This is a genomic window from Rhodoblastus sphagnicola, assembly GCF_002937075.1.
In the GTDB taxonomy this organism is placed as follows: Bacteria; Pseudomonadota; Alphaproteobacteria; order Rhizobiales; family Beijerinckiaceae; genus Rhodoblastus; species Rhodoblastus sphagnicola.
The window spans coordinates 1-11,832 of record NZ_NHSJ01000132.1 but is presented as its reverse complement, the minus strand read 5'-3'; the positions used below and the strand labels follow the sequence as shown (position 1 = coordinate 11,832).

General features: G+C 61.2%; 14 protein-coding genes. 11 read left to right on the top strand and 3 right to left on the bottom strand.

Going from position 1 to position 11,832, the window contains the following annotated elements; translation table 11 throughout:
- On the bottom strand, positions 1 to 567 hold a 567-nt coding region (locus CCR94_RS21945; protein WP_104510366.1), incomplete at its 3' end, for a TetR/AcrR family transcriptional regulator.
- A gap of 171 nt (positions 568 to 738) precedes the next feature.
- Here CCR94_RS21945 and CCR94_RS24780 point away from each other — a divergent pair.
- The 3 genes from CCR94_RS24780 to CCR94_RS21930 are packed head-to-tail and all read left to right on the top strand — an operon-like array spanning position 739 to position 5,244.
- Complete coding sequence (locus CCR94_RS24780) at positions 739 to 954, top strand: hypothetical protein (RefSeq protein ID WP_146090144.1); 216 nt, start codon at positions 739 to 741, stop codon at positions 952 to 954.
- Positions 951 to 4,100 (top strand): efflux RND transporter permease subunit, encoded by a 3,150-nt coding sequence (locus CCR94_RS21935; RefSeq protein WP_104510361.1) that lies wholly within the window; start codon positions 951 to 953, stop codon positions 4,098 to 4,100. The genes CCR94_RS24780 and CCR94_RS21935 overlap by 4 nt, the downstream gene beginning before the upstream one ends.
- Before the next feature lie 13 nt (positions 4,101 to 4,113).
- Entirely contained in the window at positions 4,114 to 5,244 is a 1,131-nt protein-coding gene (locus CCR94_RS21930; RefSeq protein WP_104510359.1) for an efflux RND transporter periplasmic adaptor subunit, read from the top strand.
- 322 nt (positions 5,245 to 5,566) lie between these two features.
- Here the strand turns inward: CCR94_RS21930 and CCR94_RS25320 are convergent, their stop codons facing one another.
- Complete coding sequence (locus CCR94_RS25320; RefSeq protein WP_158254873.1) at positions 5,567 to 5,734, bottom strand: hypothetical protein; 168 nt, start codon at positions 5,732 to 5,734, stop codon at positions 5,567 to 5,569.
- Positions 5,735 to 5,838: 104 nt separating this feature from the next.
- Here CCR94_RS25320 and CCR94_RS21925 point away from each other — a divergent pair, with 104 nt between their 5' ends.
- The 7 genes from CCR94_RS21925 (at position 5,839) to repB (ending at position 11,086) form a co-directional block, all read left to right on the top strand.
- Positions 5,839 to 6,084 (top strand): type II toxin-antitoxin system VapB family antitoxin, encoded by a 246-nt coding sequence (locus CCR94_RS21925; protein ID WP_104510357.1) that lies wholly within the window; start codon positions 5,839 to 5,841, stop codon positions 6,082 to 6,084.
- Positions 6,084 to 6,488 carry a type II toxin-antitoxin system VapC family toxin gene (locus CCR94_RS21920; RefSeq protein ID WP_104510354.1) on the top strand — a complete coding sequence of 135 codons (405 nt, stop codon included), beginning with the start codon at positions 6,084 to 6,086 and terminating at the stop codon, positions 6,486 to 6,488. The genes CCR94_RS21925 and CCR94_RS21920 overlap by 1 nt, the downstream gene beginning before the upstream one ends.
- A 662-nt stretch (positions 6,489 to 7,150) precedes the next feature.
- Positions 7,151 to 7,336: a hypothetical protein gene (locus CCR94_RS24775; protein WP_146090143.1), complete on the top strand. Its 186-nt coding sequence runs from the start codon at positions 7,151 to 7,153 to the stop codon at positions 7,334 to 7,336.
- Between the two features lie 759 nt (positions 7,337 to 8,095).
- Positions 8,096 to 8,218: a hypothetical protein gene (locus CCR94_RS26425; RefSeq protein WP_275112833.1), complete on the top strand. Its 123-nt coding sequence runs from the start codon at positions 8,096 to 8,098 to the stop codon at positions 8,216 to 8,218.
- On the top strand, positions 8,205 to 8,447 hold the full coding sequence (gene repC, locus CCR94_RS26720; RefSeq protein WP_104510346.1) for a replication initiation protein RepC: 243 nt from the start codon (positions 8,205 to 8,207) through the stop codon (positions 8,445 to 8,447). Before CCR94_RS26425 ends, repC begins: the two co-directional genes overlap by 14 nt.
- A gap of 462 nt (positions 8,448 to 8,909) precedes the next feature.
- A complete protein-coding gene (gene repA / locus CCR94_RS21900; RefSeq protein WP_244594178.1) occupies positions 8,910 to 10,097 on the top strand; it encodes a plasmid partitioning protein RepA in 1,188 nt (395 codons plus the stop codon).
- Entirely contained in the window at positions 10,097 to 11,086 is a 990-nt protein-coding gene (gene repB / locus CCR94_RS21895; protein WP_104510341.1) for a plasmid partitioning protein RepB, read from the top strand. The genes repA and repB overlap by 1 nt, the downstream gene beginning before the upstream one ends.
- 315 nt (positions 11,087 to 11,401) lie before the next feature.
- Here the strand turns inward: repB and CCR94_RS24770 are convergent, their stop codons facing one another.
- Positions 11,402 to 11,659, bottom strand: a complete 258-nt coding sequence (locus CCR94_RS24770) for a hypothetical protein (protein ID WP_146090142.1) — start codon at positions 11,657 to 11,659, stop codon at positions 11,402 to 11,404.
- On the opposite strand from CCR94_RS24770, the gene CCR94_RS21890 reads away from it, so the two are divergent.
- On the top strand, positions 11,649 to 11,832 hold a 184-nt coding region (locus tag CCR94_RS21890), incomplete at its 3' end, for a helix-turn-helix domain-containing protein (protein ID WP_275112832.1). The two genes, CCR94_RS24770 and CCR94_RS21890, sit on opposite strands and share 11 nt — an antisense overlap.

Genomic DNA, 11,832 nt, shown 5'->3' with positions numbered 1-11,832 from the left:
CGCGATAATGGCTTCGGCGGTCTCGGCGAAGCGACTGCCTGGCCCCCCGGGACCCACCGACTGCCAGCTGACGCGGGCGCCCTCCACCAGCAGGGTCAAGCAATCCGCGAGCAGTTCGGCGTCGCGGAAGCCGGCGGCCTGGCAAATCCGGGCCAAACGATCGCGATGCTCGGTCTTGACTCGCGCGATCACCTTGCGCGCGGGGTGATCAGCTTCGGTGATCTCCACGGCGGCGTTGGCGATGTCGCAACCACGGGGATCGCCAATGGCGCAGGACACCGCGCAGCCGATCCATTCCCGCAGCAGTTTCATGGGATCGTCGGCGAATTCCGCCTCCCATTCATCCCATTCCCGCGCATATTCCCGCCCGGTTTCCGTTAGGCAGGCGGCGATCAACTCGTCCTTTGAGCCGAAATGGCGATAAAGCGTCATCTTGTTGGTGCCCGCCGCTTCGGCGATGGCGTCGACGCCGACGCCGCGCAATCCATGCTTGTGAAACAGCTCTCGCGCCGTATCGATGATGCGCTCCCGAGGTGGCGTTCGGGTTAGCCCGCCTTCCCTGGACATTTTCACATTCCTTCAAAAATCCGAACCGGCCACTTGACAGGGTGTGACCAGTCTGTAACTTTAAGTGAGACTTACCGGTAACACCACAGCATAAGCCGGTCAAGAAATCACTCATCCGCTCTGCCTACGCTGATCCAAAGCGTTGCGGACTTCAAGCCGGAAGGATCCGACATGGACGCGCAAATGCTGGAGCGACGCATCGACGCCTTGCTCGACGATCCCTTGGTTTCCCTGATGATCCGGGCTGATGGCGTCGATCGCGCCGGATTGGCGCGCCAGTTGCGCGGTCTGCGCCGTTCCGTCGATGGCGGCCCTGTCCGCGGCAAAGCGCCACATGGCCTGTGGCGGCGGATCGCACCCGTCCGGTGCGGAGCCTGCGCGCAATGATCGGCTTTTTCACCACGCGACCGATCTTCGCCTCAGCGGTCGCCATCATCATGGTGATGGCCGGCGCGATTTGCTATCTCCTGCTGCCGGTCTCGCAATTCCCCGACATCACCCCGCCCCAGGTCGTCGTGTCGGCGAATTATCCGGGCGCCAGCGCGCAAGTCGTGGCGGATACGGTGACGACGCCGCTGGAACAGCAGATCAATGGCGTGGCCGGCATGGCCTATATGTCGTCGACCAGCTCCAACGACGGCTCATCGAACATCACCATCACGTTTCAGGTCGGCTATCCGCTCGCCATCGCCGCCGTGGACGTGCAGAACCGCGTCTCCCAGGCGGCGTCGGCCTTGCCGGCGATCGTCAATCAGGGCGGCGTGACCATCAAGAAGCAGAACCCGAATTTCGTCCTGATCGTCAATCTGACCTCGCCGGATCATTCGGTCGATTCGATCGCCTTGAGCAATTACGCCACCTTGCAGATCGTCGATCCCCTGAAGCGGCTGAGCGGCGTCGGCGATGTGCAGATTTTCGGCGAGCGCCGCTATTCCATGCGCGTCTGGCTCGATCCCGACCGGCTCGCCAATCTCGGCGTCACCGCCGTCGATGTGCAAAACGCCCTGGCCGAGCAGAATGTCCAGGTCGCCGCCGGCAAGATCGGCCAGTCGCCGGCGCCCGCCGGCACGGCGTTCGAGATGCAGGTCAATGCGCTGGGCCGCCTCAGCACCCCCGAGCAATTCGGCGACATCGTTTTACGCGCGGAGCCTGTGGGCGGCGCGGTGGTGCGGTTGCGCGACGTGGCGCGCATCGAACTCGGCGCCCTGCAATATTCCTCCACCGCCTTTTTCGGCGAAGAGCCGACCGTGGTGCTGGGCGTGTTCCAGATGCCCGGCTCCAATGCCCTCGACCTGCAAAAAAGCGTGCAGGATGAGATGGAACAATTGTCGCAGCGTTTTCCCAAGGGCATCGCCTACGCCATGCATTACGACACCACGCGCTTTGTCGCGGCGGCGATGCATGACGTGCTGATCACCCTGGCGGAGGCGCTCGTCCTCGTGGTCGCGGTGGTCTTTGTCTTCCTGCAAAACTGGCGCGCGACGCTGATCCCCACCATCGCCATTCCCGTCTCCCTGATCGCGACGCTGGTGGTGATGGAGGCGCTGGGCTTTTCGCTCAACATGCTGAGCCTGTTGGGCATGGTGCTCGCCATCGGGCTGGTGGTCGATGACGCCATCGTCGTCGTCGAAAATGTCGAGCGCCAGCTTGAAGCGGGTCTGCCGCCGCTTGAGGCGGTGCGCAAGGCCATGGCCGAAGTCACCGGGCCGATCATCGCCACCACGGCGGTGCTGATGGCGGTGTTCATTCCCGTGGCTTTCATCCCCGGCGTGGCCGGACGGCTCTATAACCAGTTCGCGCTGACCGTGGCGATTTCGGTCGGCATATCCGCCTTCAATTCGCTGACGCTCAGCCCGGCGCTGGCGGCGGTGTTCCTGAAACATCGGCCCAGCGGCGAATTCATCCTGTTTCGCTGGTTCAACGCCGGCTTCGAGCGGATGCAGCACGCCTATTCCCGGCTGGTGCGCCAACTGATCCGGCTGCGTTGGGCCGTGCTGGCGCTGTTTGCCGTCGCCGTGGCCGCGACGGTTCTGATCTGGAAGACAATTCCCTCGACCTTCCTGCCGGTGGAGGACCAGGGCTATTTCTTCGTCGTCATCCAATTGCCCGATGGCGCCTCGCTGGAGCGCACCGACGCCGTGGCGAAGAAAGTGCGCGACGTGCTGCAAGCCACGCCCGGCGTCGATATTGTCGGCTCGATCAGCGGCCTGAATTTCCTCACCAATGCGGCGCAGAGCAATTCCGCGGTGGAATTCGCCATTTTGAAACCCTGGGACGAGCGTCCGCCGGAACAGAGCGCCTCGCGCATCGTCGCGGAAGTCAGGCCGAAACTGCTCGGGATTCCCGACGCCATCGCGCTCAGTTTCGATCCGCCGTCGATCCCCGGCCTCGGCGCCACCGGCGGCTTCGAATTCCAGGTCGAGGATTTGTCCGGGCGCGGCGCCCAGGCTTTGAACGATGTGACGCAAGCGTTGATCGCGGAAGCGCGCAAGCAGCCCGAGCTCAATCCGCAACAATTGTTCTCCGCCTTCAGCACCTCGACGCCGCAATATCAATATGATCTCGACCGCACCAAGGCGAAGCTTCTGGGCTTGAGCCTGCCGGATGTGTTCAACACTTTGCAGATCTATCTCGGCTCGCTCTATGTCAACGACATGAACCTGTTTGGCCGCACTTTCCGCGTCACCTTGCAGGCCAACCAGGATGCGCGCGCCAATCCCGCCGACATTTCCCGCTTCTATGTGCGCAACGCCACGGGCGGCATGGTGCCGCTGTCGACGCTGGGCGCGCTGCGCTCCATTGTCGGGCCGGAGACCGTGACGCACTACAACAATTACGGCGCCGCGCTGATCAATGGCGTGGCGGCGCCGGGCTACAGTTCCGGGCAGGCGGTGGCGGCGATGCAGCGCGCCGCCGCGACGGTGCTGCCGCGCGACTATTCCTACGAATGGACCGGCGTGACCTTGCAGGAACTCAAGGCCGGCGCGGCGGCGTCGCTGATTTTCGCTCTGGCGCTGGTCTTCGTCTTCCTGATCCTGGCCGCGCAATATGAGAGCTGGACCATGCCCTTCATCGTGCTGATGGCGGTGCCGCTGGCCTTGCTCGGCGCGGTTCTGGCGATCTGGATTCGGCAATTGCAGATCGACGTCTATTCGCAGATCGGCTTTGTCATGCTGATCGGCCTCGCCGCGAAAAACGCCATTCTGATCGTCGAATTCGCGCGTCGCCGTCGCGAGGAGGGATTGGAGATCGTCGAGGCGGCGATGGAGGCGGGGCGCTTGCGCCTGCGCCCGATCCTGATGACGGCCTTCGCCTTCATTCTCGGCGTCACCCCGTTGATGGTGGCGGAGGGCGCCGGCGCGGCCGGCCGGCAATCCATCGGCACGACCGTGTTCGGCGGCATGCTCGCGGCGACGCTGCTGACGCTGCTGTTCGTCCCGGTGTTTTATTACCTCATCGAACGTCTGCGCGAGCGCGGGCTGCAACAGCCTCCCCCCGCGCTGGATCACGCAATACCCGGCGCCGCCGAATGAATGGAGATCGGTCATGACGACGCATAAGCTCATCAAGGGCGCGCTGGCGCTCATCGTCTTCGGTGGCGGCGTTTTCCTGCTGTCGCGCGAATCCCGCAAATGGGGTGAGGGCGAAGCCCACGCGTCCGCGCCGGCCTTCGTCATGCCCGTGCCGGTTTCGCAGGTGGTGAAAATGACGGTGCCGGTGACGCTCGACTATTCCGCGCGCACGGAATCGCTGCAAAACGTCACTCTGCAAAGCAGGGTCTCCGGCTATCTGATGGAACAGGTCGCCGCCGACGGCGCCGATGTCAAGGCGGGCGATCTGCTCTATCGCATCGATCCCCGCGATTATCAGGCGGCGCTGGATCAGGCCAAGGCGCAAGCCCAGCGTGAAAGCGCGGCGCTTAAATATGCGCGCGGCAATCTCGACCGTGGCGGCAAACTGGCGCAGACGGGTTTCCTGGCAAAGGATTCCTTCGACCAGCGCCGCAGCGCCATGGAGCAGGCCGAAGCCGCCCTCGCCTCCGATCAGGCGTCCATCCGCGCCGCGCAGCTCAATCTCGAATATACCGAGATCCGCGCGCCGTTTTCCGGCCGGCTTGGCCGCAACCAGGCGGCGATCGGGACGATGGTCGGCGTCGGCGGCACGGTGCTGAACACGCTGGTGCAACTCGACCCGATCTATGTGACCTTCAACCCGAGCGAAACCGATCTCGCCGCCATAGACGCCGCGCGCAAGGCGGGGCCGGTCAAGGCCGATATTTTTCTCACCGGCCAGACCCAGGCGCGCCAACAGGGCAGGCTGAGCTTTCTGAACAATATCGTCGATCAGGCGACCGGCACGATCACCGCCCGCGCGCTGATCGACAATCATGATTTCACGCTGTTGCCAGGCCAATATGTCCGGATACGCCTGCATTTGCGCGACGATCCCGGCGCGTTGATGGTTCCGCAGGCGGCTTTGGGGTCAAGCCAGCTCGGCAAATATCTTTATCTTGTCGGCAAGGACAATATTGTCGAACAGCGCATGGTTTCGCTCGGCGCCACCCACGAGGGCATGGTGGCGATCACGACCGGCGTGGCCGAGGGCGAGCGGATCATAGACGGCAATCTGCAAAAAATCGGACCGGGCATGCCAGTCAACCCACACCCGCATTCGTGAGTACGGCCGCCGCCATACCGTTCCCCTCTTCCGCCGACAGCGCCTCTGGATATGGAGAGCCAGCAGGAGACGCCTTCCAGTCCATCGGAATGACTGCTTTTCACCACCGACGGGATGCGATGAGGGAGGACGGCAACGACCGCTGTTAGCGCCATGCGGGACTTCCGCTCCCGACATCTATCCTTTCGTCAGCGCTCTTTCCTTGAGACTCGATCGGCTCGGCGCATTCGATGATGTTGTGATGGCCGTTGGGGTCCATCAACTTCGCCGGCCCCTTGTTCATGCGGAAATTCGCGAGAATTCCGGGCTCGACTTTCTGCTTTTAGAGAGGCGGCGGCAGGTCGTTCACCGGGCGAATGACCGCATGGATGCCGGTCCCCTGACTGGTGACAGACGGCGTGATGTTGACGCGAAAGCGCAGCACTTCGTTTCGCCGCGCGCCGATCGCGCACATCACATGGATGTCCCGGCCGCTTTGCAACCGCGCCATGCCATCGCATCCGTTGACGAATTCTCTTTGTTGCGCATCCCGACATTGATAATGTTGATCACGCAATCTACATTTTGTTAGAAATCGATCTACATGGAGCCGTCATGGCGATCAACGTCAACAATCCCGAGGCGGACGCCCTTACGCGCAAATTCGCTCACATGGCTGGCGTCACCATCACGGAAGCGATCGTGATCGCAATGAAGGAGGCTATCGCGCACCGACGTAACGCCGAGACCCCGCAACAGACGGCCGTCCGGATCCGCGACAAATACGGCATTACGCTGAGCGATCAAGCCAAGACTCCGCTACCGCGCGAGGCTTTCGACGAGATGTGGAGCAACCGCTGATGTTCGTGGACGCCTGCGCGATTATCGCCGTCCTTTCCGACGAGCCCGAAGCCAACCGTATATCCAAAGCGCTCGCGTCCGCCGACAACGCATTCACTTCTCCGATCGCAGTGTTGGAGGCGGCGCTCGGTCTGGCCCGTGCGGACAAGTTCGCGCGACCGGTCGCGGACGTCGAACCAATCGTAATGGAATTCCTCGATGACCGCGGAATCACGATCCGCGACCTGCCTCCCGCTGTCGAAGCGACTCGCCTCGCCCTGTCGGCCGCCCATCGCTATCGATCGGGTCGCCACGGTCTCAATATTGGCGATTGTCTGCATTATGCATGCGCGAAGTATTTCGACGTCCCGATTTTGGCGACCGCCAACGAATTTAGGCAGACAGATATCAAGATGGCGCCCTGATACCGTACCTGCGTGACAGGCCGGACTGGCGTTCCAAGCGCTCAGTCCAGCCGGAAATGGTCGAACCCGGAACCGCTTCCAACCGCGCGTCATTGCCCCCCGCGCCCAACATGTCGAGGCTGGGGGAAGCCGCCTGCCCCGTTTTCAAGACGACCGTCGGCTCGGGATCTTTCGGCGCGCCACGACGGCCAAAGGGTCGGAATGCCCGGGTCCAGAGCGCGCGTCGCCGCATCGATCTGCCTGTTGGACTCCGCTAAGGCCAGTCGCCGTCTCTGACTCGAGAGTCTTATTTCAACGCACTTTCTTCACGCGAACCGGCGTCCACTTCGCTTGAAAATTCTCTAACGTCCGACCAACAACAAGAAATGACGGACGAAGGGATTACTGCGACGCCAACGGCCTCGTGGCTTCAAGCCCTCATGCTCGACACAACCCGCCGACTTTCGAGTCGCAAACTGCTACGGGCAACTCGCGTCAATGCCTGCCGCCTCGATTCAACGCGAGATCGCGACCAAGCTGGCGCACACCAACTACCTGCTCGTCCAGCTACTTGATGCACGCGACGACCTCCGCCGCACACTTGGCCGAAACCGTCGAGCACAATTATCAGCCCGCTTTCGACATGCCCTCCCCGCCCCTCTCGAATTGATGGAGCCGTGTCGATGGTTGACCCGAACTTCGATCAGAACCCGACCGAGGTGAAAGACGCAGCGACTGAAGCGGCGCCTTGGACGAAATCCACAAACCACTTGCCCGTAGCCGAGGGCGTTACCTATCATGACATCGAAAACAGCTCGGCTTCCACCTGCCCGATGACAAAACAAAAAAAGCGAGGCGGCTTGGCGTGAGCCAAATGGCTGACACAAAGGTCCGGAGAAATGGGCCGTCGGCGCCATCAACTGTCCCAAAGCGTTCGAGCCGGAAGCCCCCTGACTGCGCACACGGTCGCGCAGGAAGCCTACCCCGAAGCTTACCGCGACTTCACCGCCAAAATGTCTAAACAACCGGATGAAGACTTAGGCTACGTCAAGATCGCGAACGATCACGGCGCCGGAACTGAACGGATAGATTGATCCCGTTCGACGCCAACCTGACGACCAATATGTCTCCGATGGAGCGACAACGTCCGGCGCGCGCCTCGATCGTCGCGCTGTCCTTTCCCGAACGCTTCGATCCAACCGGATTGGCGGCGGCGCACGAGGACGCCAGGGATTTCTTTCCCGATAGCTGTAAAGGTCATCGGGTCGGCTGCGGCCACCGAACGCCCCTGCCCCGGTTCGAAGACAAAACCGCGAGCCGTTCCACGAAGGTTACGCCAGTGACGCCCGACGCTTTTCCCGCAAAGTCCGAACAATCCTCAAGAATTTGATATCGGCATTTGACGACGCCGCCCCTGCGGCGGCCAAGACTGCGATCACGCGCGCCAGGGTCTTTGGGTCCAGCCCCCAGCCTTGGCGTTCGGTCAGCAAGCAACGACGCTCGCCCGTGGGGCCAGCGAGGCGGCGTCAAAAGCGCGTCCCCGAAAGAAGCCACGCATAAATGAACTGTGTCTCGTGCGACCTGCTCGGCGCGTTCCGCGGCTTGGCGTCTCGGGACGCGCCCTGACAATGCTCGGCACGTTGCTGAGCTTCCACCCCGAAACCGTGCGCGCCGGCGACAGCCCGGGGCTTCCCTACAACAAGCAGATCGGCCTACGGGTCTGCGCCGGCGTCGCCGATTGCGCGCGGTAAGGGATCCGGTCGTGGCGATCTGATCGCCACCGCAGCTTTGACGCGCGCCGCGCTTGGCATTTCGGCCGACGCCTGGCGCGAGGCCCAGGACATCATTGGCGCGACGGACGTCGCGGTGATGATCGCGGCGATCCTTAAAAAGGGCGGGACCATCGCCAGACCTAGCCGCGATCTCCGCGCGATGTTGGCGAAAGCGCGAGCCAAGGATTGTCCATCGGCCTTGTGCTGATGGCGTTGCGGCCCGGGGAACGCTGAAAGCCGGCGAGGCTTGCGATGCTTTATGCCTCCGACCCGCGTTAGACCATCGCGCCTGCCTTTCCGCCGCTTAGCGACGCAGCCAAATTCGGCGATCCGGTCGCTGGCGAGCGGGGCTGCCGCGGGCCACAACGGAGCACTAATCCCTGGCGAAGTCGGGGGAGGCGCCCTTAGCGGGACGTTTTTGAGGGCACATACAAAAGTTGCCGGCCGGCAACTTTTGCGGAATTGCGCGTAAAATGGATTCGTTTGTGCGTTGCCGAACCGAAACTTAATGATCGAGGCTGATTTGGTATGCACGTTAAATTAAATGTCTGTTAACTCAAAACCGCTTGCCAGAAATATAGAATCGGACGATCAATAAACGGCAGGAAACACTTTTTGGCACGGTTGTCCGTGCATACGAGGACAAGACGTGGTTACGAGCGCCTCAACAATCGCCAGGGCAAGCGCCATCCATGATTTGGTCGGGGCGCACGCCCGAGAGCTGTCGTCCAAGCTTCAAGCGCATCGACTTCAGCTTTATCCTCCCGAGGCGCAAAAATCACTGCGCAAGTTTTCCTCTGGCGAAGCTGCAAAATTCATTGGCGTCAACGATGGCTATCTTCGGCGTCTTTCGCTGGATGGAAAAGGACCGGACGTCGAAGTCGGGCCTCAAGGGCGCAGGTTGTATTCCGCCGACGATATCCAGCGCGTGCGCGCTTACCTGGATGTAAGCGGCAAGGCGGAGCGGCGGTACGTCCCGGCGAGGAGCGGATCGGAACACCTCCAGGTGATTTCCGTTGTGAACTTCAAGGGCGGCAGCGGCAAGACGACGACATCGGCGCATTTGGCCCAATATATGGCCTTACATGGTTATCGCGTCCTGGCGATCGATCTCGATCCCCAGGCCAGTATGTCCGCCCTGCATGGCGTCCAACCGGAGTTCGACCTCGGCGAAAATCAGACTCTTTATGGCGCGATCCGCTACGGCTCTGAACGCTGCGAACTGAAGGACATTATCCGCAAGACTTATTTCGCCAATCTGGATCTCATCCCCGCCAATCTCGAACTCATGGAGTTCGAGCATGAGACGCCCAAGGCCTTGACGGCGGGATTGGCGGACGAAGGGATGTTTTTCACGCGCATGGACTCCGCATTGGCGACGGTGGCCGACCAATATGACGTGGTCATCATCGATTGTCCGCCGCAACTCGGCTTCCTGACCATGTCAGCGCTTTGTGCAGCGACGGCGGTGCTCGTCACGGTTCATCCGCAAATGCTCGATGTGATGTCCATGTGTCAGTTTCTCATCATGACCTCCGACCTGCTCGGGGTGATTGCGAGCGCGGGCGGAAATATGGGCTACGACTGGTTGCGATATCTTGTCACGCGCTATGAGCCGGGCGACGGCCCCCAAAATCAGATGGTGTCGTTCATGCGGTCGATTTTTGGCGAACACGTGCTGAATTACCCGATGCTCAAGAGCACGGCGATTTCCGATGCGGGCATCACCAAGCAGACGCTTTATGAGGTCACACGCGACCAGTTCACGCGCTCGACCTACGATCGCGCGATGGAGGCGCTCGACAATGTCAACGGCGAAATCGAGCAGTTGGTCAGGGCATCCTGGGGGAGGGCGTAATGGCGCGCAAGAACCTGCTTTCAGGCCTTGGCGGATCGGAGTTGCCGGCCGGCAACTTGAATCGTCCTGTCGTCGCTTTGACTGAGATGATGACGCCAACCGCAAGCGCAAACTTTGGCGGCGCCCGCGGCGCCATCGGCGCTGTGACGCGTTCGATCGAACAATTGAAGGCCAATGCGATCCAGGACATACCGACGGAGGCCATCGATCCGTCCTTCATCTCGGATCGCATCGGCTTCGATGAAGCGAATTATGACGACCTCGTCGAATCCATGCGGACGCACGGCCAGCAGGTTCCCATCCTCGTCAGGCCCCATCCGGAAAAAGAAGGGCGCTTCCAGGTTGCATATGGTCACCGGCGTCTGCGGGCGGCGGTCGAGTTGCAGCGACCAGTGCGCGCCATCGTCAAAAAGCTCAGCGATGACGAGCTTGTCATTGCTCAGGGCCAGGAAAATAACGCGCGCACGGACCTGTCGTTCATCGAGCGTGCGCGGTTCGCGGCCTCGCTTGAGCAGCGCGGTTTTGAGCGAACGACCATCATGGCCGCGCTGTTCGTTGACAAGTCGGGATTGTCTCGGCTTATTTCGGCGGCGACCAAGATTCCACCTGACATTATCGATGCGATTGGCCCCGCACCTAAGACCGGGCGAGACCGATGGGTCGCCTTGGCGGCGAATCTTGAATCGGAAACGTCGCTCGCGGCTGTTCGCACGATGATTTCCGACGAAAAGATGTCAGCGGCATCGTCGGATGATCGGTTCAATATCCTGTTTTCGGCCGCAGTCCTCAAGAAGACAAAAACAGCCAAGCCCAGGGCGGAGCCAGCGGCTTGGGTCGCGCCTGACGGCAAAACCGTGGCGCGCATCCAAGACGACAAAAAGCTTTGCACAGTCGCAATCGACAAGAAGGTCGCTCCCGAGTTTGGCGCGTTTCTGATTGAAAGCTTGCCTGATCTCTATGCGGCCTTCCTGGGCCGCGAGAGTAAGTAACCCGCGTTTTCTGCAACTCTAACGGAGCAACCGACGCAAAGAAAAAGGCCCCCGAAACAAAGTCCCGGAAGCCCCTTTCTCATTCTTGGCAGCCTGAGAATCTCACTTCCGCGAATCATAGTCAAGAGTCACCCGCGCGAAAGCGCCGTTTCGGTGGACGGAATTTCTTTGCCTGGATGAGGCAAGGCAATGGACCCCCTTCAATCGACGCCGCCCTTTGGGCAGCGATCGTTGGCGCTTGGCCAATGGCTAACACGCGTTCTTAGGCGCGCGCTATCAGCGCTCGTCCATTTCAAGCCCGATTTCACGCGGATTTCATATTCGCGCCAATCGATGCGTGGATCGGTCTTCTTCACAACCGAAGGAGGCCTGACGATTCGGCACATCTGAATTCGCAAACAACTGGAGAAACGCGCAAAGAAAAAGCTCCCGAAACGTCTCCGTCCCGGAAGCCCGAAAATTCTGTGTTGCAAGCTGGAATTTAGGTCTTCCCCACATCGCTGTCAAGAGTCGGCGCTGTTTTGGCGAGAGGTTTTTCTTTGCCTGAACGAAGGCAAACAGAATGGAAACCATACACCAACCTCCGACGACGCCCTTCGGGCGGCGATCGCTGACGCTTGCCCATGTGGCCAGCCAAGCGGCGTCAAAAGCGCGCCCGCCGGAAAAAGTCGCGCACAAATGGAACGTGTTTCGGGCGATCTGCGCGGCGCGCGCGCGTCTTGGCGTGTCCGAACGCGCCCTGACGG

Coding starts and splice junctions, on each gene's coding strand:
- CCR94_RS25320 (WP_158254873.1), bottom strand. CDS start 5,734: ATGGCGCGGTTGCAAAGCGGCCGGGACATCCATGTGATGTGCGCGATC.
- CCR94_RS26425 (WP_275112833.1), top strand. CDS start 8,096: ATGCTCGGCACGTTGCTGAGCTTCCACCCCGAAACCGTGCGCGCCGGC.
- repB (WP_104510341.1), top strand. CDS start 10,097: ATGGCGCGCAAGAACCTGCTTTCAGGCCTTGGCGGATCGGAGTTGCCG.
- CCR94_RS21920 (WP_104510354.1), top strand. CDS start 6,084: ATGTTCGTGGACGCCTGCGCGATTATCGCCGTCCTTTCCGACGAGCCC.
- CCR94_RS24775 (WP_146090143.1), top strand. CDS start 7,151: ATGGTTGACCCGAACTTCGATCAGAACCCGACCGAGGTGAAAGACGCA.
- CCR94_RS21935 (WP_104510361.1), top strand. CDS start 951: ATGATCGGCTTTTTCACCACGCGACCGATCTTCGCCTCAGCGGTCGCC.
- CCR94_RS24770 (WP_146090142.1), bottom strand. CDS start 11,659: ATGGTTTCCATTCTGTTTGCCTTCGTTCAGGCAAAGAAAAACCTCTCG.
- CCR94_RS21925 (WP_104510357.1), top strand. CDS start 5,839: ATGGCGATCAACGTCAACAATCCCGAGGCGGACGCCCTTACGCGCAAA.
- CCR94_RS24780 (WP_146090144.1), top strand. CDS start 739: ATGGACGCGCAAATGCTGGAGCGACGCATCGACGCCTTGCTCGACGAT.
- CCR94_RS21930 (WP_104510359.1), top strand. CDS start 4,114: ATGACGACGCATAAGCTCATCAAGGGCGCGCTGGCGCTCATCGTCTTC.